Consider the following 22,211-nt stretch of genomic DNA (forward strand, 5'->3'; position numbering starts at 1 on the left):
CCAGCGTGCGTCAGCCGTACATCCGCCGCATCGCGAAGTCGACCATCTGCTCCACGGCCTTCGCGTCGAAGACCATCCGGTGGTCGCCCTCCATGTCGAGGACGAAGCCGTAGCCGGTCGGGAGCAGGTCGATCACCTCGGCGCCGGTGATCACGAAGTACTTCGACTCCTTGCCCGCGTACCGGCGCAGCTCCTTCAGCGAGGTGAACATCGGGATGACCGGCTGCTGGGTGTTGTGCAGGGCGAGGAAACCGGGGTTGTCCCCGCGCGGGCAGTAGACCTTCGAGGTCGCGAAGATCTGCTGGAAGTCCTCGGCCGCCAGGGACCCGGTCGTGAAGGCCCGCACGGCGTCGGCGAGCGACGGCGGCGACGGCTCCGGGTACAGGGGAGGCTGCTGCCCGTAACCGCCCTGCATCCCGCCCTGCACACCGCCCGACATCGGCTGCTGCGGCGGTGGGGCGTACTGCTGCTGGGCGCCCTGATTCTGGTCGTAGCCGTACATGGCCCCCAGCCTAGCGAGCGGGCGCGGCGCGCAGAGCGGATCGGGTCGGCCGAGACGGAGCGCACACCCCCGGGCGCGGGCGGCAAAAGGGGCACGGACCCCCGAGAAACGGCCACGCGCTCCCGGGCGCCGAACGGTGTCCGAACGAAGCACCCGTCTCTTCGCACGATTCTTCGCACCGGCCCCTTTCTCTTGCTAGGTTCGCGTGAGCAATTTCCGGCCGCCACGGGGGTGGAACATGGCGCTGAATGCCGAATGGGACGAGTTGTTCGGCGACGCCAAGCCGACCGAACAGCCCGCGTCGATGACCCTGGCCGGTCTGCCCGCCCCCGACGGCGGCGGAGGCGGCGACGCGAATCTGAAGGCCGACGTGGGCCCGTGGCACAAGGCCGGAGGCACCGCGAGCGAGCTGCGCACCTCCACCACCACCTCGCTCACCGACCTCGACACGGCCAACGAGGGCGTCGGCGGCGGGACCGCCGGCTTCGACTCCTCCGCGGCCCTCACCGAGATCCTCGGCACCTGGAAGACGCGCCTCACCTCCGTACGCGACGAGTGCGGGCGGCTGGAATCCGCCCTCAAGAGCGCCGGCCGTGACTTCGGCGAGCGCGAGCTCGACACCCAGCGCAAGATCGCCGCCGAGGCACCCGCCCCCTCCCAGAAGAAGGAGGGCTGATCCGGATGCCCACCTGGCAGCAGCTGCGCGATGTGAAGCTGAACGAGTACACGGACGCGGCGGACGGCTGGGGCAAGATCAGCTCCCGTTCCAACGTCGACAAGGACCGTGTCGACAACGGCATGTTCGCCAAGATCAACGACACGCAGAAGGGCGAGACCGCCGAGCGCGCGACCGGCGACGTCCGGCAGCTCAGCCGTAACTACCAGTACCTGCACACCGAGTGCGGGCTGATCCGCACCGCGCTCAACGGCCTCGCCTCCGAGCTCGCCGCCCCGCAGAAGAAGCTGAAGCAGGCGCTGGAGGACGCCGAGAACCTCAAGTTCACGGTGAAGCCCGACGGGTCCGTGGAGTACCCGACCCAGTCCTTCGTCCTCGCCCCCGGCAACAACACCGCCCAGCACGGTGCGCCCGTGCCCCTCGCGCCCGGAAAGGGCGAGGGCGTCGGCAGCGCCGACGCCAACAAGGGCAAGGCCGAGGAGATCGCCCAGCGCATCGGCGACGCCGTCCGCGAGGCCAACGAGATCGACGGCCGCTACGCCTCCGTCCTGCGCAAACTGAAGGCCGAGCCGGGACTCACCGTCAGCGACGAGACCTTCGCCGACGCCGCCAAGGACACCAAGGCGCTCCAGGACGCCGCCGGGAAGTACGCCGACGACGGCAGCATCCCGAACGGCAAGTCCCCCAAGGAGAACGCCGAGTGGTGGAACGGGCTGACCCAGGAGCAGCGTGACGAGTACGCCACGCTCTACCCGGCCTCCATCGGCGCACTGGACGGCATCCCCTCCACCGTGCGTGACGACGCCAACCGGATGGTCCTGGCAGAGACCCGCGCCCAGACCCAGCTCGACCTGAACGCGATACCCAAGCAGCCGCAGGAGTACATCCAGAACCCGAGCGGCCAGTACCCGGCGGTGATCAAGAACCCGGCGTGGCGCGAGTGGGACGAGAAGTACGGCGACCGGAAGAAGGAGCTGGAGGGCGATCTGAAGGGCATGGACGCCATCCAGGCCCGCTTCGACCGCAGCGGGATCGCGGAGCGGCCCGGCGAGAAGCCGCTCCCCGAGGCGTACCTCCTCGGCTTCGACACCAAGGGCCACGGGCACGCGATCGTCGCCAACGGCAACCCGGACACCGCGACGCACACGGCGATGTACGTGCCGGGCACGACGTCGAACCTGGAGGGGATCGGCGGCGACATCAAGCGCATGGAGACCCTCTGGCGCGCCAGTGACAACCTGGCGAACGGGCAGAGCGTCTCGACGATCACCTGGCTCGGCTACGACGCCCCGCAGCACATCGTCAAGGACGCGCCGTTCAGCCACTACGCCAACGACGGCGCCCCGAAGCTGAACAACTTCGTCGACGGGCTGCGCGCCTCGCACGAGGGCGGGCGGGACCATCTGACCGTGACCGGTCACAGCTACGGCAGCACCGTCATCGGCTCGGCCGCCCGGCAGGGGCACCTGGACGCCGACGACATCTTCGTGGCCGGCAGCCCCGGTATGCAGGTGGGCAGCGCCACCGACCTGGACGTCCCCAAGGGCCACGTCTACGCGGCGGAGGCGGACAGCGACCCGTACCTGAAGGGCCTGCACCTGCCTCCCCCGCTCAGCGGCCTCACCGACGACAAGTACGGCGGCTTCAACATCCCGTTCGTGAGCAGCGACCCGGTCCCCGACCTCGGCGGCTGGGGTCACGCGCCGAAGAAGGTCGACATCGACATCCTTCCGTCGTGGATGGACGGCGACGGCGCCAGTGTCGTGAAGCCGCTGACCCCGACCAACCCCGACTTCGGCGCGCACATCGTGGCCACCGACGGCTCGCGCGGCCACAGCGGCTACTGGGACAACGGGACCGAGAGCCTCAACAACCAGGCCCGCGTCGTGACGGGCCGGTACAAGGAAGTGACTTCGCAATGAGCCGCCGCACCATCGCCCGACTCGGCGGAGCCCTCACCGCCACGGCCCTTCTCCTCGCGACGGGATGCACGACCATGAGCAACGACGACGGCCTGCCCTACGACCCGCAGCCGATGAAGGTCGACGCGGCCAAGGACCTGGTCAGGAGCCGGTCCAGCGCGATCTTCGACGCGGCGGGGCTGCGCGAGGCGAACAACGGGGCGCCGGACGCCTCCCCCTGCGACGGTGTGGAGAACGGCTTCCGGGTGCGCCATTTCTGGTCGATGTACGCGCCGACCGCCGACGCCCTGAAGCAGACCATGGACAAGCTCCACAAGGATCTTCCGGCCAAGGGATGGAAGGTCCTCCGCTTCGAGCCCGCGAAGTCGGAGGCCAAGCAGCTGCAGCTGGACGTCGAGCACGAGAAGGACCACCACACGGCGACGATCGAGCTGCTGCTCCCGTCGACGTACAAGGACGCCTCGAAGTGGGAGAAGGAGGCGCGCGACAGCATCTCGGTCTCCGTCACCTCGCCCTGCTACACCGACCCGGCGTACGAAGTGGGTGCCTGAACGGCCCACAGCGACCGCGAGAGGGGCCCGGGGCACACGCCCCGGGCCCCTTTTTCTGCGGCCCGCGTCACAGATGGCCGGATAGGGGTTGCCCTTATTACTGGTGGGTAGCATCATCGTAGAGAAGCGTGGGCTACTCACCGGTAGTACGAGCACGCTCGCATACCGAGACATCCGCCTCCCCGATCCTTACGGAGCCGTCGCCATGGGGCACTACAAGTCGAATCTCCGCGACATCGAGTTCAACCTCTTCGAGGTGCTCGGGCGCGACAAGGTGTACGGCACCGGTCCGTTCGAGGAGATGGACGTCGAGACCGCCAAGAGCGTTCTGGAGGAGCTGACCCGCCTCTCCGAGAACGAGCTGGCCGAGTCCTTCGCCGACGCCGACCGCAACCCGCCGGTCTTCGACCCCGAGACGAACACCGCCCCGGTCCCGGCCAGCTTCAAGAAGTCCTACAAGGCCTTCATGGACTCCGAGTACTGGCGCCTCGGCCTGCCCGAGGAGATCGGCGGCACCACCTCCCCGCGCTCCCTGATCTGGGCCTACGCGGAGCTGATCCTCGGCGCGAACCCGGCCGTGTGGATGTACTCCTCCGGCCCGGCCTTCGCCGGCATCCTCTTCAACGAGGGCAACGAGGCGCAGAAGAAGGTCGCGCAGATCGCCGTCGAGCGCCAGTGGGGCTCCACCATGGTCCTCACCGAGCCGGACGCCGGCTCGGACGTCGGCGCCGGCCGCACCAAGGCGGTCCAGCAGGACGACGGCTCCTGGCACATCGAGGGCGTGAAGCGCTTCATCACCTCCGGTGAGCACGACATGGAGGAGAACATCCTCCACTACGTCCTCGCCCGCCCCGAGGGCCACGGCCCGGGCACCAAGGGCCTCTCGCTCTTCCTCGTGCCGAAGTACCACTTCGACTGGGAGACCGGCGAGCTGGGCGAGCGCAACGGCGTCTACGCCACCAACGTCGAGCACAAGATGGGCCTCAAGGCCTCCAACACGTGCGAGATGACCTTCGGCGACCAGCACCCCGCCAAGGGCTGGCTGATCGGCGACAAGCACGACGGCATCCGCCAGATGTTCCTCATCATCGAGTTCGCCCGCATGATGGTCGGCACGAAGGCGATCTCCACCCTCTCCACGGGCTACCTCAACGCCCTGGAGTACGCCAAGGAGCGCGTCCAGGGCACCGACCTGGCGAACTTCATGGACAAGGCCGCGCCCAAGGTCACCATCACGCACCACCCCGACGTCCGCCGCTCGCTGATGACGCAGAAGGCGTACGCGGAGGGCATGCGCTCCCTCGTCCTCTACACGGCCGCCGTGCAGGACGCGATCCAGCTCAAGGAGGCCGCCGGCGAGGACGCGAAGGCCGAGGTCGGCCTGAACGACCTGCTGCTGCCGATCGTGAAGGGCTACGGCTCCGAGAAGGGCTACGAGCAGCTCGCGCAGTCGCTCCAGACCTTCGGCGGCTCGGGCTTCCTGCAGGAGTACCCGATCGAGCAGTACATCCGGGACGCCAAGATCGACACCCTCTACGAGGGCACCACGGCGATCCAGGGCCAGGACTTCTTCTTCCGCAAGATCGTCCGCGACCAGGGCGCGTCCCTGAACGCGCTGGCCGAGGAGATCAAGAAGTTCCTCGCGGTCGGCACCGGCGGCGAGGAGCTGGCCGGCGCCCGCGACGCGCTCGCCAAGGCGGCCGTGGACCTCGAGGGCATCGTCGGCGCGATGCTCACCGACCTCACCGCCACCGGCGAGGACGTCAAGAACATCTACAAGGTCGGCCTCAACACCACCCGCCTGCTGATGGCCTCCGGTGACGTCGTCGTCGGCTACCTGCTCCTCAAGGGTGCGGCCGTCGCCGCCGAGAAGCTGGCCGCCGGCGCCTCCGCCAAGGACCAGGCCTTCTACACGGGCAAGATCGCGGCCGCGAAGTTCTTCGCCGCCAACGTCCTGCCGGGCGTCAGCGCCGAGCGCGCCCTCGCCGAGGCCGTCGACGGCTCGCTGATGGACCTGGACGAGGCCGCGTTCTAGTACGCGCCCCCGTCCACTGACGAACGGCTCGCTCCCGGGGAGGGGAGTGGGCCGTTCCGTCTTTCGGGGCGCCGTTCTCGCATTCCGACGCCTGCGTAAGGTGAACCCATGACGAGCACTGCCCGCTTCGACCGCGGCCACACCGACGACCTCATGACCTTCCTGGCGGCGTCCCCGTCGCCGTACCACGCCGTGGCGAACGCCGCCGAGCGACTGGAGAAGGCAGGCTTCCGGCAGGTCGAGGAGACCGCGGCCTGGGACGCCTCCGCCGGCGGGAAGTACGTGATCCGCGGCGGCGCGCTCATCGCCTGGTACGTGCCCGAGGGCGCCGACGCCCACACCCCGTACCGGATCGTCGGCGCCCACACCGACTCCCCCAACCTGCGGGTCAAGCCGCAGCCCGACATGGGCGCGCAGGGCTGGCGGCAGGTGGCCGTCGAGACGTACGGCGGAACGCTGCTCAACACCTGGCTCGACCGCGACCTCGGCCTCGCCGGCCGCCTCACCCTCCGCGACGGCAGCCACCACCTGGTGAACGTGGACCGTCCCGTGCTGCGCGTCCCGCAGCTCGCCATCCACCTCGACCGCCAGGCCAACGACGGCCTCAAGCTCGACCGGCAGCGCCACATGCAGCCCATCTGGGGCCTCGGAGAGGTCCACGAGGGCGACCTGATCTCCTTCGTGGCCCAGGAAGCCGGCGTCGACGCCGAGGACGTGGCCGGCTGGGACCTGATGGTCCACTCCGTCGAGGCCCCCGCCTACCTCGGCCGCGACCGCGAACTCGTCGCCGGCCCCCGCATGGACAACCTGCTCTCCGTCCACGCGGGCGTGGCCGCCCTCGCCGCCGTGTCCACGCAGCCCGACCTCGCGTACATCCCGGTCCTCGCCGCCTTCGACCACGAGGAGAACGGCTCCGAGTCCGACACCGGCGCCCAGGGCCCGCTGCTCGGCTCGGTCCTGGAGCGCTCCGTCTTCGCACGCGGCGGCGCGTACGAGGACAAGGCCCGCGCCTTCGCCGGCACCGTCTGTCTCTCCTCCGACACCGGCCACGCCGTCCACCCCAACTACGCGGAGCGCCACGACCCGACGCACCACCCGCGCGCCAACGGCGGCCCGATCCTCAAGGTGAACGTCAACCAGCGCTACGCCACCGACGGCAGCGGCCGCGCCGTGTTCGCCGCGGCCTGCGAGAAGGCCGACGTGCCGTGGCAGACGTTCGTGTCGAACAACGAGATGCCGTGCGGCACGACGATCGGCCCCATCACCGCCGCCCGCCACGGCATCACGACCGTCGACATCGGCGTCGCGATCCTCTCCATGCACAGCGCCCGCGAACTGTGCGGCGCGAAGGACCCGTACCTGCTCGCGAACGCGCTCGTGGCCTTCCTGGAGGGATAGTCACTTCCGGCCCGGGTACCCGATCCTGACTACCCCACTAGGAGGCGGGATTCATGGGCCTGGGAGGCTGCATCATCCTCATCGCCGTGGGCGCGATCCTCACGTTCGCCACGGACTGGGAGCTCGACGGCGTCAACCTCGACCTGATGGGACTGATCATGATGGCGGTCGGTCTCATCGGCTTGGCCACCTTCACCAGCATCGCCCGGCGCCGACGGGTCGTCGTGCCGCCGACAGCTCCCACGGTCGTGGACGAGGACCGGCGCGACGGCGGCTACTGACAGCCCGCGCCCACGCCCCGGGGCGTCCGGCGAAACATCCGGGAAAGGCCGCTCCTGACACCGTCCACCTCATGGATCGTCACGAAGGCCCTCCCCGGGGGAAGTTCATCGCCTGCGTCGCCACGGCCGTGCTGATCGGCACGGCCGTGGCGGGCTACGGCATCGCCACGTACAACGAACGCCCGCCCTGGGGCACGGACATCGCCTACGAGGGCGGCTATCTCCAGGCGGTCCGGATCCGGAAGGCCGACCTGGACGGGGAGCGGACCCGGGCGCTGCTGGCCGGCGAGTGCGGGGCCATGGAGCGCCGAGGAATGGGCGGCGACCGTGCCGTCCACGACCCCGGGGCATGGGTGGAAGGCTGCCTGGACGGGGCGGCGGGTCGCCCATCCAAGAACCAGGGATTCGTACGCTAGGACCACCGCGCCGGGCCTGCGGGCGGCTGGGACCTGTCGGGGCCGTGGACGGCCGGGGGCCGTCGGGGCCGTGGACGGCCGGGGGCCGTCGGGGCCGTGGACGGCCGGGGGCCGTCGGGGCCGTGGACGGCCGGGGGCCGTCGGGCCCGCGGACGCCAGGGGCCGGTCGGACCCGTGGACGCCAGGGACGGGCCGGAGCCCAGTCGGACCCGTGGACGGCCGGGACCCGTGCACGCCTGGGGGCCGTCAGGCCCGTGCACGCCTTGGGGCGTCGGGCCCGTGGGCACCTGGGCCCGTCAGGCCCGCGGACGGCCGGGACCCGTGCACGCCTGGGGGCCGTCAGGCCCGTGCACGCCTTGGGGCGTCGGGCCCGGGGGCACCTGGGCCCGTCGGGCCCGCGGACGGCCGGGACCCGTCGGACCCGTGGACGGCCGGGGCCCGTGGACGCCTGGGGCCCGTCGAGCCCGTGGACGCCTGGGCCTGTCGGACACGACCGGGTCGTGGCCGACAGGCGGTGGCCTCGTCGGCGGGGGCGACGCGGCGTCGTCCTCTAGGCGTCCATTCCGGCGAGGATGAGCGGGAGCCGCTCGGCGCCCTTCGCCGTCACCTTCACCGGTACGCCCCAGTCCTGCTGGTGCACATGGCAGGCCGGGTACTCGTTGGCCGGGTCGTCGTCGCAGGACGCCGCCATCGCCGACACGTGCAGCACGCCGTCGGTGATCTCCGGGTTGAGGTCCAGCTCCCTGAAGAGGTCCGTACCCGTGCCCTCGCCCGCGAGCAGCAGCTCCGGCGGGGTCGAGGAGACCAGGAGCCGGGTCGAGGGGCCGTACCGCTCGTCCAGCTTCTGCCCCGTCGGCGCCTGGAAGACGACGTCGAGCCGGAGCCGGCCGGGCGCCACCTCGGTGGCCTCGCGCTGCGTGCGGTGGGCGACCGCCTCGACCTGGACGGCCTCCTCGGGCAGCCGCAGGCGGGTCAGCCGGTGCCGCGCCGACTCGACGACGACGATCTCGTCCCCGACGAGCACGGCGTCGCTCGGCTCGCGCAGATCGGTGGCGAGGGTCGTCACCTCGCCCGTCGCCGGGTCGAAGCGGCGCAGGGCGTGGTTGTACGTGTCGCTGACGGCGACCGAGCCGTCGGGAAGGGCGGTCACGCCCAGCGGGTGCTGGAGGAGCGCCTGGGCGGCGGCGCCGTCGCGGTGGCCGAAGTCGAAGAGGCCGGTGCCCACGGCGGAGTGGACGACGCCGTCGGTGTCGATCCAGCGCAGGGCGCTGGTCTCCGAGTCGGCGATCCACAGCCGGTCCTCGGTGGCGGCGAGCCCGGAGGGCTGCGCGAACCAGGCCTCCGCGGCCGGCCCGTCGACGAGCCCTTCGTTGGTCGTACCGGCGGCGACCCCGACCGTCCGCGTCGCGGGGTCGTAGGTCCACAGCTGGTGGACGCCGGCCATCGCGATCCACACCTTGCCCTGCCACCAGGCCACGTCCCACGGCGACGAGAGGTCGACCTCCAGGGCGGGCCCGGAGGTGGTCGACCCCTGCCACCACTGCTTCCCGGTGCCGGCGAGCAGCTCGATGGCACCGCTCTCGGGGTCGTACGAGCGCAGCGCGTGGTTCACGGTGTCGGCGACGACGACCGTGCCGTCGGGAAGCACGGTGAGCCCCTGCGGCTCGCGGAACTCGCCGTCCCCGATCCGCCGCACCACGGTCTCCCCGTCCGGCTCCAGCTCGACGAGCTGGTGGCGGGTGGTGTCGGAGACCAGGAAGTTCCCGGAAGGCAGCAGGACCGCCTTGCCGGGGAAGCGCAGATCGGTCGCCACGGGCTCCGGCGGTACGTACGGCCCGTCCCCACGCCGCAGCGTCCCCTTGGCCCCGTGCTCGGCCTCCAGCTCTTCGACGAGCGTCCGAATGGCGTTGGCGTGCCCCTCACCCGCGTGCTGGGCGACGACGTACCCCTCGGGATCGATGACGACGAGCGTCGGCCAGGCGCGTACGGCGTACTGCTTCCAGGTCGCGAGCTCGGGGTCGTCGAGGACGGGGTGGTGCACCTCGTACCGCTCGACGGCGTCGACGACGGCCTGGTGCTCGGCCTCGTGGACGAACTTGGGGGAGTGGACACCGATGATCACGAGGGTGTCGCGGTGCTTCTCCTCCAGCTCACGGAGCTCGTCGAGAACATGCAGGCAGTTGATGCAGCAAAACGTCCAGAAATCGACAACAACACACTTACCTCGCAGTTCGGCGAGGGTGAGATCCTTACCCCCGGTGTTCAGCCAGCCGCCCTTGCCGATCAGCTCGGGGGCACGGACACGGGCACGGCGGGTCGCGGGCGCGGGGGTGGGCGCCGGGGCGGCATCGTTCATGCTTCAAGCTTGCCATCCACGTATGAAGGCCGGATCACACGCGTCGTACGGCGGCACCCGGAACTGGAGAGCGAGGAGCCCGACGCCCCCTTCCGGCGCGCTGCTCAGCGCCACCGCCGAGCCCTCCACCCGCTCCTTCTCGCCTGCGTGAACCCGCACCCGACGGGGAAGCCCTGACGTCATGAAATACCTCGTAAGGGACAAAATCTTCGCCATCGGCGACGACTACTGGATCGAGGACGAGCGCGGGCGGCACGCCTTCCTCGTCGACGGCAAGGCGTTGCGGCTGCGCGACACCCTGGAGCTGAAGGATCCGCTCGGGCGGGTCCTGATCACCCTGCGGCAGAAGATGTTCAGCCTGCGGGACACGATGACCGTCGAGCGGGACGACCGCCCGCTCGCCACGATCCGCAGGAAGCGGCTCTCGCTGCTCCGCAACCACTTCCGGGTCACGATGGCCGAGGGCACCGAGCTCGACGTCAGCGGCCGGATCCTGGACCGGGAGTTCACCGTCGAGTACGACGGTGAACTCCTCGCCCACATCTCCCGGCAGTGGTTCCGCGTCCGGGACACCTACGCCGTGAACGTGGTCCGCGAGGACACCGACGCGGCGCTGCTGATCGCGGTCGCGGTGTGCGTGATCCGGATGGCGGAGCGGGAACGGGAGGGCTGACCCGGACGGCCCGGGATCTCACCCGTACTAGACCGCCTTCACCGCCACCTCCAGCGCCTGCTCCAGATCCGCCCACAGGTCGTCGACGTGCTCGATGCCGACCGACACCCGTACCGTCCCCGGGCCGATGCCCGCCGCTTCCAGGGCCGCCGCGTCCAGCTGGCGGTGCGAGGTGGAGGCCGGGTGCATCACCAGGGTCTTCACATCGCCGAGCGAGGGGCTCAGCGAGGCCACCCGTACCGCCCCGACGAAGGCGCGGCCCGCCTCCCGGCCGCCCGCGAGGTCGAAGGAGATCACTCCACCGCCGCCCTTCGGCAGCAGCCGCCGGGCGACGGCCTCGTCGGGGTGTCCGGCGAGCGCCGGATGGAGCGCCGCCGAGACCGCGGGGTGCGCGGCGAGCCGGCCGGCCAGGTCGAGGGCGCTCGCGCACTGCCGCTCGATCCGCAGCGGCAGCGTCTGCAGGCCGCGCAGGGTCAGCCAGGCGGCGAAGGGGTCGGTCGACGCGCCCAGCTCGACCGCGTAGTGACGGACCCGGCCGTACAGCTCGGCGTCCTTGAAGACCGCGATGCCGCCGAGGACGTCCGCGTGCCCGGCGAGGTACTTGGTCGCGGAGTGGATGACGATGTCCGCGCCGTGCTCGATCGGCCGGAACAGCAGCGGCGAGGCGAAGGTGTTGTCCACGGCGCTCGGCACGCCGGCCTCGGCGGCGACGGCGATCAGGGCGGGCAGGTCACCGACGCGGGTGGTCGGGTTGGCGATGGTCTCCAGGTACAGCAGCCGCGTCTCGGGACGCAGGGCGCGGCGTACCTCCTCCGGGTCCGTCCCGGAGACGTAGGTGACCTCGACGCCCCAGCGTTCGGCGAGGTCGGTGAGGACCGCGTACGTACCGCCGTAGAGGCAGCGCTGGGCGACGACATGGCCGCCGGCGGAAAGCAGGGCGAGCAGGACGCCGTTGATGGCGCCCATGCCGGAGGCGTACGAGAGCCCGGCCGCCCCGCCCTCCAGGCGGGCGACGGCGTCCTCGAGCGCGCGGACGGTGGGGTTGCCGAAGCGGTTGTAGAGGAAGGTGCCGGGCGTGTGGAAGGCGTCCGCCATCGCGTCGGCGGTGTCGAAGGAGAAGATGTGCCCCTGGTACAGGGGGACGCTCATCGGTCTGCTGCCGGTCATGTCCGGGTGCGGCGGGTGGACGGCGAGGGTCTCGGGACGGAGGGCTCCGGTGTCGTCGCTCATGGCGCCAGTGAAGCGGGACGGAGCCCGCGGGCCCAGAACCAATCCCGCCGGATTGGTCCGCCGCCCCTGCCACACACTCGCCCAGTGGACACCCCGTCAGCCCGCCGAGCCGTCAGGGGCTTTGGCCTGGCTGGTGTTCTTCGCCCGTCGGCCCCGGTGACCCCGTCAGGCGCCTTGGCCCGTCGGCCCCCGTCAATCCCCCGGGGTGGATCAGCGCCCCGGCCTCGCCACGCCCAGTACCCGGTCCTTCAGTGCCGGGAACTGTTCCCTCGTCGCCGTCACCTTCGCCGGGTCGAGCTCGACGCGCAGGATCTCCTCGTCCGGGCCCGCCTCCGCGAGGACCTCGCCCCACGGGTCCACCACGATCGAGTGCCCCGCCTGCTCCACGCCCGCGTGCGTGCCCGCCGTGCCGCAGGCCAGCATGAACGCCTGGTTCTCCACGGCCCTCGCCTGCGCGAGCAGCGTCCAGTGGGCGCGGCGGCGGGCCGGCCAGCCCGCCGGGACGACGAACGCCTGCGCGCCCGCGTCGACCAGCCCGCGGAACAGCTCGGGGAAGCGGAGGTCGTAGCAGGTGCCGACGCCGACCGTGAGCGCCGGCAGCGCGACCGTCACCAGTTCGTCCCCCGCCGCCATCATCACGGCCTCGCCCTTGTCGAAGCCGAAACGGTGGATCTTGCGGTAGCTCGCGGCGAGCTCACCCTCCGGAGTGAAGACCAGCGACGTGTTGAAAAGCGCTCCGCCGACCGCCTCGACGATCGATCCGGCGTGCAGCCAGACCGACGCGTCCCGGGCCGCCGCCGCCATCGCCTCGTACGTCGGACCGTTCAGCGGCTCGGACTCCGCCGCGAAGGACTCGTACGCGAACGCCCCCATCGGCCACAGCTCCGGCAGAACCACGAGGTCCGCCGCGCCGCGCTCCTCCCGTACGAGACCGGCCACCCGCGCTCGGCGAGCTTCGACCGATTCGTCCGGGTCTACTGCGATCTGGATCAGCGAGGCGCGCACACTACCACCGTCCTGGCATTCGAGCCGTCAACACGGGCCTACGATCGTCACACGAAAGCACTGCCGGGGTGCCTTCGGGCAGCGTAACTTAGCGTCCGAGCCTCCCACGCAGTCTTGTTTTCAGCCCGCGCACCGCAGAACCGCCGAGGGGTCCCGTGACCGTCCATCCCAGCCTTCAGACCTACGCCGACGCCTGGACCCACTCCATCGAAGCGATATCCGAGCTGGTTCAGCCGCTCGTGGAAGGCGAATGGAACCGCGCGACACCGTGCCCGGGCTGGTCGGTGCGCGACATCGTGTCCCATGTGATCGGCATGGAGTGCGAGATGCTCGGGGACCCGCGCCCCATCCACTCGCTGCCCCGCGACCTCTACCACGTGCGCAGTGAGTTCGCCCGCTACATGGAGATGCAGGTCGATGTGCGGCGGCACCACACCGGCCCCGAGATGACCTCGGAGCTGGAGTACATCCTGATCCGCCGCGCGCGCCAGCTGCGCAACGAGAGCCGGCAGCCCGACCATCTGATCCGCGCGCCGCTCGGCGCCGAGCAGACGCTGGAACTGGGCTACCGGATGCGCGCGTTCGACGTCTGGGTGCACGAGCAGGACCTGCGCACCACGCTCGGCCGGCCGGGCAACCTGGACTCCCCCGCCGCCCATGTCGCCCGTGACGTCCTCCTGGAGGCGCTGCCGAAGGTGGTCGCCAAGGACGCGGGCGCTCCGACGAGTTCGGCGGTCGTCTTCGACGTGCACGGACCGGTCGAGTTCCTGCGGACGGTACGGGTGGACGCGGACGGCCGCGGGACGATAGACGGTGCGCCCTCCCTGGGGCCGCTCGTGACACTGGCGCTGGGCTGGGAGACGTACGTCCGCCTGGCCTGCGGCCGCGTCCGGCCGGCCGATGTGGCCGACCGGATCAAGGCCGAGGGCGACCTCGACCTGGCGCAGGCGATCCTGGACAACTTCACGGTGACGCCGCGGTAGCACCGGGGCGCCGCGGTCCACGGCTACGGCCGGCCCCGGTCGGGCGCGACGGCCGCTACGCCGGTACGTGCACGGCCTCGACGCGGCTGGCGACGAGGCGTTCCTTCTCCCGGCGGGCCGAACGGCTCTTCAGGCGCAGGATCTGGACGACGCCCAACGCCTGCAGCGCGAAGACGGAGGAGAAGGCGATCCGGTAGTTGTCGCCGGTCGCGTCGAGGAGGACGCCGACCGCGAGAAGCGTCGTCATCGAGGCGGTGAAACCACCCATGTTGACGATTCCCGATGCCGTTCCCTGACGCTCCGGCGGATTGGCCGGGCGGGCGAAGTCGAAGCCGATCATCGAGGCGGGCCCGCAGGCGCCGAGGACCGCGCAGAGGGTGATCAGCAGCCACATCGGGGCCGCGTCGCCGGGGTACGCGAGGGTGGCGGCCCACAGCAGCGCGGTCGACACGACCGTGCCGAGGGCGAGCGGGGCCCTGGCCGCGTGGTGCCGGGCGATGATCTGCCCGTACGCGAGCCCCACCACCATGTTCGAGAGCACGACGAGCGTCAGCAGCTCGCCGGCGACCCCCCGGGACAGGCCCTGGTCCTCGACCAGGAACGGCAGGCCCCACAGCAGCAGGAACACCATGGCGGGGAACTGGGTGGTGAAGTGCACCCACATGCCCAGCCGGGTGCCGGGCTCCCGCCAGGACTCGGCGATCTGGCGGCGGACGAACGCTGCGCCGGTGTGCGCGGCGGGCGGGGGCTCGTGACCCTCGGGATGGTCCTTGAGGAAGAGCAGCAGCAGGACGAGGACGATCACGCCCGCGATCGAGCTGCCGACGAAGGTCGTCGTCCAGCCCATGCCGTGCAGGGCGCGGGCGATGACGATGGTGGAGACCAGATTGCCCGCCATGCCGAACAGCGCGGCGACCTGGCCGATGAGCGGGCCGCGCCGGGCGGGGAACCAGCGGCTGCCGAGCCGCAGCACGCTGATGAACGTCATGGCGTCACCGCAGCCGAGCAGTGCGCGGGAGGCGAGTGCCATGCCGTACGAGGGGGAGAGCGCGAAGCCCAGCTGCCCGACGGTGAAGAGCACCACGCCGAGCGTCAGGACCTTCTTGGTGCCGAGCCGGTCGACCATGAGGCCGACGGGTATCTGCATCCCGGCGTAGACGAGGAGCTGGAGGATGGAGAAGGTGGAGAGCGCGGAGGCGTTGACGTCGAAGCGGTCGGCGGCGTCGAGACCGGCGACGCCGAGCGACGTACGGAAGATGACGGCGACGAAGTAGACGGCGACGCCGACGCCCCAGACGAGGGCGGCGCGCCTGCCGCCGGGAGGGTCACCGGGCAGGGTGACGGCCGATCCGAAGCCTCGTCCGCTCACCGTTCCTCACCCCGGACCAGGACCTTGACCCAGCTCAGGTGCTGTCGGACGCAGTGCGCCGCGCCCTCGACGTCACCCGCGCGGATCCGCTCCAGGATCTCGGCGTGCTCGGTGATGTTCTTGGTGATGCGGTCGGGCTGGGACTGCATCACGGCCACGCCCATCCGCAGCTGGCGGTCGCGCAGCTGGTCGTAGAGGCGGGCGAGGATCTGGTTGCCGGCGTGCTTGACGATCTCGGCGTGGAAGCAGCGGTCGGTGACGGCGACCTCGGCGAGGTCCCCCGCCTCGGCCCGCAGCTTCTGCTCCTCCAGGAGCTCTTCCAGCCGCGCGATCAGTGCGGCCGGCGCGGGCACGGCACGGCGGACGGCGAACTCCTCGACGAGCAGCCGGGTCTCGACGACATCGGCGATCTCCTGCGCGGAGACGGCGAGGACCAGGGCGCCCTTCTTGGGGTAGAGCTTGAGCAGCCCTTCCATCTCCAGCTTGAGCAGCGCCTCCCGTACGGGGGTGCGGGAGACCCCCACGGCCTGGGCGAGTTCGCCCTCGGTGAGGAGCGTGCCTCCCTCGTACCGACGCTCGAGGACGGCCTGCTTGACGTGCATGTAGACACGGTCGGCTGCTGGGGGTGCGGATGGCATGCGCACAGCTTAGATACAACAGGGGTGCAACAGGCAGCCCCGTCCGCGATACGGACGGGGCGGGGTTCTAGTGGGCCGGATCGGCGTCGTAGGCCTGGCGGGCCTCGTCGACCTTGTCCAGGTTGTCGGCTGCCCATTCGGCCAGGTGGGCGAAGAGCGGGGCGAGGCTGCGGCCGAGTTCGCTGATCTCGTACTCCACCCGGGGCGGCACCTCCGGGTGGTACGTCCGGACGACCAGGCCGTCGCGCTCCAGCTGACGCAGCCGCTGAGTCAGCACCTTGGGCGTGATCCTGCCGATCGCCCGCTCCAGCTCCACGAACCGTTGCCGGCCACGGGCGTTGAGGGTCCACAGGATCGGCGTGGTCCATCGGCTGAAGACGATGTCCACCACGGGAGCGACCGGGCAGGCGAGCTCCGGGTCGGTGTCCGCCGAAGCCGTCCGCATCGTCTCGGTAGCCATGCGCGCCCCCTCGGGCATAGTCGCTTTCCTCTAGGTACCTACTATACCGAGGCTGTTAGCGTCCTCGACGTCAACCAAGTGGAACGACAGGGGAGTTCACGATGATCGTTGTGACGGGGGCGACGGGTAACGTCGGCCGATCGCTCGTACGGGTACTCGCGGCGGCCGGCGAACAGGTGACCGCGACGTCCCGGGGGATCTCGGAGACGGATGTGCCGCCGAACGTCCGGCATGTGCGGTCGGATCTGATCGAGGCGGAGAGCCTGCGGCCCGTCTTCGACGGCGCCGACGCGCTGTTCCTGCAGAGCGGCGGCCCCAGCGCGCATCAGCTCCATCCGCACGCCATCCTCGACGCCGCGAAAGCCGGCGGCATCCGACGGGTCGTCCTGCTGTCCTCCCAGGGCGTCGCGACACGGCCGGAGTCGGCCTCCCACGGGGACACGGGACGCGCCATCGAGGACGCCGTCCGGGCGTCCGGCCTGGAGTGGACGGTCCTGCGGCCCGGTGGCTTCGCCTCCAACGCCTTCGCCTGGGTCGAGTCGGTCCGTACCCGCAGGGAGATCGCCGCACCCTTCGCGGACACCGGCCTGCCGGTCATCGACCCGGACGACATCGCCGAGGTCGGTGCCGCGGCCCTACGGGAGGACGGCCATGACGGGCAGATCTACGAGCTGACCGGTCCCGCCCTCAGCACGCCCCGGGAACGGGCCGAGGCGATCTCGATCGCCCTCGGCGAGCCCGTCCGGTTCGTGGAGCAGAACCGGGAGGAGGCCCGGGCGCAGATGCTGCACTTCATGCCCGAGCCCGTGGTCGAGACGACGCTGACCATCCTCGGCGAGCCCAACCCCGCCGAGCAGCGCGTCAGCCCGCACGTCGAACAGGTGCTGGGCCGTACGCCGCGAACCTTCGCCGCTTGGGCGCAGCGCTACGTCGCCGCGTTCCGGTAGCTCTCGCCCAGGGAAGCCAAACGCCCGACCGGCAGGCCGGTCGGGCGTTTCACGTGAAACAGCGCAGTGTGCGCGGTCCGTTACGACCAGGTGATGAGTCGCTTCGGCTGCTCCAGGATCGCGGCGATGTCCGCCAGGAACTTGGAGCCGAGCTCGCCGTCGACCAGACGGTGGTCGAACGACAGGGCCAGCGTGGTGACCTGACGCGGCTTCACCTTGCCCTTGTGGACCCAGGGCTGGAGCTTGATCGCACCGACCGCGAGGATCGCGGACTCGCCCGGGTTGAGGATGGGCGTACCGGTGTCGACGCCGAAGACGCCGACGTTGGTGATGGTGAAGGTGCCGCCCTGCATCGCCGCCGGGGTGGTCTTGCCCTCGCGGGCGGTGGCGACCAGCTCGCTCAGGGACTTCGACAGCTCCGGGAGGGTCTGGGCGTGCGCGTCCTTGATGTTCGGCACGATCAGACCGCGCGGGGTGGCCGCGGCGATGCCCAGGTTGACGTAGTGCTTGAGCACGATCTCCTGGTTCGCCTCGTCCCAGGCCGCGTTGATGTCCGGGTTCCGCTTGGCGGCGACCAGGACGGCCTTGGCGATGAGGAGGAGCGGGTTGACCCGCAGGCCCGCCATGTCCTTGTCGGACTTGAGCTCCTCGACCAGCTTCATCGTGCGCGTGATGTCGAAGGTGACGAACTCGGTGACGTGCGGCGCGGTGAAGGCCGAGCCGACCATCGCCGCCGCCGTGGCCTTCCGTACGCCCTTGATGGGGATACGGGTCTCCCGGGCGTCCGCCGACACGGCGGGAGCCGGGACGGCGGCGGGGGCGGAGACGGGCGCGGGCGCCTCGACCACGGGGGCCGGGGCCTCGACCGCCGGAGCGGCGGCCGCGTGGACGTCCTCGCGGGTGATGATCCCGTCCGGACCGGTCGGGACGACCGTGGTGAGGTCGACGCCGAGGTCCTTGGCGAGCTTGCGCACCGGCGGCTTGGCCAGCGGCCGGGCGGCGGTGGCGACACCGCCGTGCCCGTTGAGCTCGCCCTGGATCGCGGCGGCGGCCTGCTCGGGCACCGCGGCGGCGGCCGCCGTGGCTCCCTTGCGCGGGCGGCGCTTGGTGGAGGTCGCGGCGACGCCGTAACCGACGAGGACCGGCTGGCGGCCCTGCGGCTCGGGCTCCTCCGCCGCGGGGGCGGGTGCTGCGGGCGCCGGAGGGGCGGCGGGCGCGGCCGGGGGCTCCGCCGGAGCGTCCCCGCCCACGTTCACCGAGATGATCACCTGGCCGACGTCGACCGTCGTCCCCTCGGGGAAGAGCAGCTCGTGGACCACTCCGTCGAAGGGGCTCGGCAGCTCGACGGCCGCCTTCGCCGTCTCGACCTCGCAGACGACCTGACCGTCGGCGACCGTGTCACCGGGCTGGACGTACCACTTGAGGATCTCGGCCTCGGTGAGGCCCTCGCCCACGTCGGGCATCTTGAATTCGCGGATCGTCACGATGCTCTCCTCAGTACGCCAGCGAGCGGTCGACGGCGTCGAGCACGCGGTCCAGGCCCGGCAGGTACTCCTCCTCCAGGCGCGCCGGCGGATACGGCGCGTGGTAGCCGCCGACCCGCAGGACGGGGGCCTCCAGGTGGTAGAAGCAGCGCTCGGTGATCCGGGCGGCGATCTCCGCGCCGGAGCCGAAGAACACCGGGGCCTCGTGGACCACGACCAGGCGGCGGGTCTTCTCGACCGAGCTCTGGATGGTGTCGAAGTCGAGCGGGGAGATCGAGCGCAGGTCCAGGACCTCCACCGACTTGCCCTCCTCGGCGGCGGCGGCGGCCACCTCCAGGCAGGTCTTCACCATCGGGCCGTACGCGGCGAGCGTGAGGTCGCTGCCCTCCAGGGCCACGCGCGCCTTGTGCAGCTCGCCCGGGATGGCCTCGGTGTTGACCTCGCCCTTGTCCCAGTAGCGGCGCTTGGGCTCGAAGAAGATGACCGGGTCGTCGCTCTGGATCGCCTGCTGGAGCATCCAGTAGGCGTCGGAGGAGTTCGCCGGGGTGACCACCTTCAGGCCCGCGACGTGCGCGAAGAGCGTCTCGGGGGACTCGGAGTGGTGCTCGACGGCGCCGATGCCACCGCCGTACGGGATGCGGATGACGATCGGCATCTTCACCGTGCCGAGCGAACGGGCCCGCATCTTCGCCAGCTGGGACACGATCTGGTCGTACGCCGGGAAGACGAAGCCGTCGAACTGGATCTCCACGACCGGCCGGTAGCCGCGCAGCGCGAGACCGATCGCGGTGCCGACGATGCCGGACTCGGCCAGCGGGGTGTCGATGACCCGGTCCTCGCCGAAGTCCTTCTGCAGTCCGTCGGTGATCCGGAAGACACCGCCGAGCTTGCCGACGTCCAGGCCCATGACGAGGACCTTGGGGTCGGTCTCCAGGGCCTTGCGCAGCGACTCGTTGAGCGCCTTCGCAAGGGGAAGCTTCTGAACAGCCATGATTACTCGGCCTCTCCGCCCTCGAAGGACGCCTGGTAGGCGGCGAACTGCGCGCGCTCCTCGTCGACGAGCGCGTGCCCGTCCGCGTACACGTTGTCGAAGATCGCCATGTGCTCCGGGACGGGCATGGCGCGGACGACCTCGCGGACGTGCTTGCCGAGCGCCTCGCTCTCGCTCTCCAGCTCCTCGAAGAAGGCCGCGTCGGCGTGGCCCTCGTTCTCCATGTACGTCTTGAGGCGCTGGATCGGGTCCTTGGCCTCCCACTCCTCGCGCTCCGCGTCCCGGCGGTAGCGGGTCGGGTCGTCGGAGGTGGTGTGGGCGGCCATCCGGTAGGTGTACGCCTCGATGAGCGTCGGGCCCTCGCCGCGGCGGGCGCGCTCCAGCGCGGACCGGGTCACGGCCAGGCACGCGAGGACGTCGTTGCCGTCGACGCGGACGCCGGGGAAGCCGAAGCCCTGCGCGCGCTGGTAGAGCGGGACGCGGGTCTGCTTCTCGATGGGCTCGGAGATGGCCCACTGGTTGTTCTGGCAGAAGAACACGACCGGGGCGTTGTAGACCGCGGAGAAGACGAACGACTCGTTGACGTCGCCCTGGCTGGACGCGCCGTCGCCGAAGTACGCGATCACGGCGGAGTCCGCGCCGTCCCTGGTGATGCCCATGGCGTAGCCGGTGGCGTGCAGGGTCTGCGAGCCGAGGACGATCGTGTACAGATGGAAATTGTTGGTGTTGGGGTCCCAGCCACCGTTGTTCACACCTCGGAACATGCCGAGCAGGTTGGTGGGGTCGACCCCGCGGCACCATGCGACGGCGTGCTCACGGTAAGTGGGGAACACGTAGTCGTCGTCGCGCAGGGCGCGGCCGGAGCCGATCTGGGCGGCCTCCTGGCCGAGCAGCGAGGCCCACAGGCCCAGCTCGCCCTGGCGCTGCAGGGCGGTGGCCTCGGCATCGAAGCGGCGGCTGAGGACCATGTCCCGGTAGAGGCCGCGCAGCTCGTCGGCGCTCAGGTCGATGTCGTAGTCGGGGTGCTGGACTCGCTCCCCTTCGGGCGTCAGCAGCTGAACGAGCTCGGGCTCGGTGGCCTGGCTCTTCTTGACGCTCGCGCTAGCGGTGCGCTTGGTGCCGCTGCTGCGTCGCGTCGTCTTGCGCGCGGCAGTGCTTTCCACGGTCACGTGCGTGCTCCTCCGTCGGTCCGGCCCCCGGGGTTGCCGGGTAGGCCAGTGCGGCTCGCCTTGTCCGTGCCCGCGCACGGGGTGGGTGCGACTCGGCCGGGGTCGGGCGTGACAGGTGCCCCGGCGAGCGCCCTGTCATAGGCACGTTACCCAGTGCGTCGCATTCCTGCGAAACCCCATTTGACCTGCGATTTTGCTTGGATTTCCAAGTAAATCGAGAAACGCGGGAACGCAGCTGGTCAGCGCACTGCCAACAGCCTCGCAGGCCGCCGGAACACCGGCACGTTATCCCGGGCACCCCGGGCGCGGGAAGAGCCAATATGTGAGACTGGCTGCGTGCGCGAAGATGGAAAAATCCGGGTATTTCTGTTGGACGACCACGAAGTCGTCCGGCGCGGCGTCCACGAGCTGCTCTCCGTGGAGGACGACATCGACGTGGTCGGCGAGGCCGGTACGGCGGCGGATGCGCTGGTCAGGATCCCTGCGACCCGCCCCGACGTGGCCGTGCTCGACGTCCGGCTTCCGGACGGCAGCGGTGTCGAGGTCTGTCGCGAGGTCCGTTCGCAGAACGAGAACATCAAGTGCCTGATGCTGACCTCGTACGCCGACGACGAGGCACTTTTCGACGCGATCATGGCCGGGGCCTCGGGATATGTCCTCAAGGCCATCCGCGGCAATGAACTGCTGTCGGCCGTGCGGGACGTGGCGGCCGGCAAATCCCTGCTGGACCCGGTCGCGACCGCCCGCGTCCTGGAACGGCTACGCGACGGAAACAATCCGAAGGGTGACGACAAGCTCGCCAACCTGACGGATCAGGAGCGCAAGATCCTGGACCTGATCGGCGAGGGTCTGACCAACCGGGCCATCGGCGAGCGGCTCCACCTGGCGGAGAAGACCATCAAGAACTACGTTTCCAGCCTGCTGTCGAAGCTGGGTATGGAGCGGCGCTCGCAGGCCGCGGCCTACGTCGCCAGGCTGCAGGCGGAGCGCCACTGACACCCACCCGCCGACCCGGGTCACCCGGACGGACCGGCCCGGACCGGCGGTGGGGATTCGGGACTTACGTCCCGGCCCGACCGGGGCGGGGGCCCCTGTTCCCGCACGGTGGCGGTGGCGGAGAGTGGA

Annotated in this window: 22 protein-coding genes; 12 read left to right on the forward strand and 10 right to left on the reverse strand. The window is 70.7% G+C overall.

The genetic code is table 11. The features are described from left to right. Window positions 1–10: 10 nt before the first annotated feature. Entirely contained in the window at window positions 11–502 is a 492-nt protein-coding gene (locus tag ACFC0D_RS13345) for an SseB family protein (protein ID WP_361849412.1), read from the reverse strand. Window positions 503–740: 238 nt separating this feature from the next. On the opposite strand from ACFC0D_RS13345, the gene ACFC0D_RS13350 reads away from it, so the two are divergent. The 7 genes from ACFC0D_RS13350 to ACFC0D_RS13380 all read left to right on the forward strand — a co-directional run bounded on the left by ACFC0D_RS13350 (window position 741) and on the right by ACFC0D_RS13380 (window position 7,781). After that, window positions 741–1,178: a hypothetical protein gene (locus tag ACFC0D_RS13350; RefSeq protein WP_376434310.1), complete on the forward strand. Its 438-nt coding sequence runs from the start codon at window positions 741–743 to the stop codon at window positions 1,176–1,178. A gap of 5 nt (window positions 1,179–1,183) precedes the next feature. Continuing rightward, on the forward strand, window positions 1,184–3,100 hold the full coding sequence (locus ACFC0D_RS13355) for an alpha/beta hydrolase (RefSeq protein WP_376434312.1): 1,917 nt from the start codon (window positions 1,184–1,186) through the stop codon (window positions 3,098–3,100). Beyond that, window positions 3,097–3,651, forward strand: coding sequence for a hypothetical protein (locus ACFC0D_RS13360; RefSeq protein WP_376434314.1), 555 nt, complete (start codon window positions 3,097–3,099; stop codon window positions 3,649–3,651). The genes ACFC0D_RS13355 and ACFC0D_RS13360 overlap by 4 nt, the downstream gene beginning before the upstream one ends. A gap of 205 nt (window positions 3,652–3,856) precedes the next feature. Beyond that, a complete protein-coding gene (locus ACFC0D_RS13365) occupies window positions 3,857–5,686 on the forward strand; it encodes an acyl-CoA dehydrogenase (protein ID WP_376434316.1) in 1,830 nt (609 codons plus the stop codon). A 108-nt stretch (window positions 5,687–5,794) separates the two neighbouring features. Continuing rightward, on the forward strand, window positions 5,795–7,084 hold the full coding sequence (locus tag ACFC0D_RS13370) for a M18 family aminopeptidase (RefSeq protein WP_376434318.1): 1,290 nt from the start codon (window positions 5,795–5,797) through the stop codon (window positions 7,082–7,084). Window positions 7,085–7,137: 53 nt separating this feature from the next. Continuing rightward, a complete protein-coding gene (locus tag ACFC0D_RS13375; protein WP_376434320.1) occupies window positions 7,138–7,365 on the forward strand; it encodes a DUF6458 family protein in 228 nt (75 codons plus the stop codon). A gap of 71 nt (window positions 7,366–7,436) precedes the next feature. Then, a complete protein-coding gene (locus ACFC0D_RS13380; protein ID WP_376434322.1) occupies window positions 7,437–7,781 on the forward strand; it encodes a hypothetical protein in 345 nt (114 codons plus the stop codon). A 550-nt stretch (window positions 7,782–8,331) separates the two neighbouring features. Here the strand turns inward: ACFC0D_RS13380 and ACFC0D_RS13385 are convergent. Beyond that, window positions 8,332–10,137, reverse strand: a complete 1,806-nt coding sequence (locus ACFC0D_RS13385) for an NHL domain-containing thioredoxin family protein (protein WP_376434324.1) — start codon at window positions 10,135–10,137, stop codon at window positions 8,332–8,334. 9 nt (window positions 10,138–10,146) lie between these two features. Here ACFC0D_RS13385 and ACFC0D_RS13390 point away from each other — a divergent pair, with 9 nt between their 5' ends. Together ACFC0D_RS13390 and ACFC0D_RS13395 are read left to right on the forward strand one after the other, a co-directional pair. Continuing rightward, a complete protein-coding gene (locus ACFC0D_RS13390; RefSeq protein WP_376434326.1) occupies window positions 10,147–10,314 on the forward strand; it encodes a hypothetical protein in 168 nt (55 codons plus the stop codon). A 4-nt stretch (window positions 10,315–10,318) separates the two neighbouring features. Continuing rightward, a complete protein-coding gene (locus ACFC0D_RS13395; protein ID WP_376434328.1) occupies window positions 10,319–10,810 on the forward strand; it encodes an LURP-one-related/scramblase family protein in 492 nt (163 codons plus the stop codon). 27 nt (window positions 10,811–10,837) lie between these two features. Here the strand turns inward: ACFC0D_RS13395 and ACFC0D_RS13400 are convergent, their stop codons facing one another. Both ACFC0D_RS13400 and ACFC0D_RS13405 read right to left on the reverse strand, forming a co-directional pair. Then, a complete protein-coding gene (locus ACFC0D_RS13400; RefSeq protein WP_376434330.1) occupies window positions 10,838–12,040 on the reverse strand; it encodes a trans-sulfuration enzyme family protein in 1,203 nt (400 codons plus the stop codon). Window positions 12,041–12,250: 210 nt separating this feature from the next. Beyond that, window positions 12,251–13,045, reverse strand: a complete 795-nt coding sequence (locus ACFC0D_RS13405; protein WP_376434332.1) for a carbon-nitrogen family hydrolase — start codon at window positions 13,043–13,045, stop codon at window positions 12,251–12,253. Between the two features lie 155 nt (window positions 13,046–13,200). Here ACFC0D_RS13405 and ACFC0D_RS13410 point away from each other — a divergent pair, with 155 nt between their 5' ends. Then, window positions 13,201–14,028 carry a maleylpyruvate isomerase family mycothiol-dependent enzyme gene (locus ACFC0D_RS13410; RefSeq protein WP_376434334.1) on the forward strand — a complete coding sequence of 276 codons (828 nt, stop codon included), beginning with the start codon at window positions 13,201–13,203 and terminating at the stop codon, window positions 14,026–14,028. Between the two features lie 55 nt (window positions 14,029–14,083). Here the strand turns inward: ACFC0D_RS13410 and ACFC0D_RS13415 are convergent, their stop codons facing one another. The 3 genes from ACFC0D_RS13415 to ACFC0D_RS13425 all read right to left on the reverse strand — a co-directional run bounded on the left by ACFC0D_RS13415 (window position 14,084) and on the right by ACFC0D_RS13425 (window position 16,495). Next, window positions 14,084–15,397 carry a nitrate/nitrite transporter gene (locus ACFC0D_RS13415; protein ID WP_376434336.1) on the reverse strand — a complete coding sequence of 438 codons (1,314 nt, stop codon included), beginning with the start codon at window positions 15,395–15,397 and terminating at the stop codon, window positions 14,084–14,086. Further along, the gene (locus ACFC0D_RS13420) at window positions 15,394–16,035 is read right to left on the reverse strand and encodes a GntR family transcriptional regulator (RefSeq protein WP_376434338.1); all 642 of its coding nucleotides are present in this window, start codon (window positions 16,033–16,035) and stop codon (window positions 15,394–15,396) included. The genes ACFC0D_RS13415 and ACFC0D_RS13420 overlap by 4 nt, the downstream gene beginning before the upstream one ends. Window positions 16,036–16,102: 67 nt before the next feature. Continuing rightward, on the reverse strand, window positions 16,103–16,495 hold the full coding sequence (locus tag ACFC0D_RS13425; protein ID WP_376434340.1) for a winged helix-turn-helix transcriptional regulator: 393 nt from the start codon (window positions 16,493–16,495) through the stop codon (window positions 16,103–16,105). A 101-nt stretch (window positions 16,496–16,596) separates the two neighbouring features. On the opposite strand from ACFC0D_RS13425, the gene ACFC0D_RS13430 reads away from it, so the two are divergent. Next, window positions 16,597–17,442, forward strand: a complete 846-nt coding sequence (locus tag ACFC0D_RS13430) for an SDR family oxidoreductase (RefSeq protein ID WP_376434342.1) — start codon at window positions 16,597–16,599, stop codon at window positions 17,440–17,442. An 80-nt stretch (window positions 17,443–17,522) separates the two neighbouring features. On the opposite strand, the gene ACFC0D_RS13435 is transcribed toward ACFC0D_RS13430, so the two are convergent. The 3 genes from ACFC0D_RS13435 to pdhA are packed head-to-tail and all read right to left on the reverse strand — an operon-like array spanning window position 17,523 to window position 21,086. Further along, complete coding sequence (locus ACFC0D_RS13435) at window positions 17,523–18,905, reverse strand: dihydrolipoamide acetyltransferase family protein (protein WP_376434425.1); 1,383 nt, start codon at window positions 18,903–18,905, stop codon at window positions 17,523–17,525. 31 nt (window positions 18,906–18,936) lie between these two features. Beyond that, window positions 18,937–19,917 (reverse strand): alpha-ketoacid dehydrogenase subunit beta, encoded by a 981-nt coding sequence (locus ACFC0D_RS13440; protein ID WP_376434344.1) that lies wholly within the window; start codon window positions 19,915–19,917, stop codon window positions 18,937–18,939. Window positions 19,918–19,919: 2 nt separating this feature from the next. Then, window positions 19,920–21,086, reverse strand: a complete 1,167-nt coding sequence (gene pdhA, locus ACFC0D_RS13445) for a pyruvate dehydrogenase (acetyl-transferring) E1 component subunit alpha (RefSeq protein WP_376434346.1) — start codon at window positions 21,084–21,086, stop codon at window positions 19,920–19,922. Between the two features lie 336 nt (window positions 21,087–21,422). On the opposite strand from pdhA, the gene ACFC0D_RS13450 reads away from it, so the two are divergent. Beyond that, window positions 21,423–22,082: a response regulator gene (locus tag ACFC0D_RS13450; protein ID WP_376434348.1), complete on the forward strand. Its 660-nt coding sequence runs from the start codon at window positions 21,423–21,425 to the stop codon at window positions 22,080–22,082. The last annotated feature ends 129 nt before the right edge of the window (window positions 22,083–22,211 follow it).

This window comes from Streptomyces sp. NPDC056222 (assembly GCF_042264065.1).
Classification (GTDB): Bacteria; Actinomycetota; Actinomycetes; order Streptomycetales; family Streptomycetaceae; genus Streptomyces.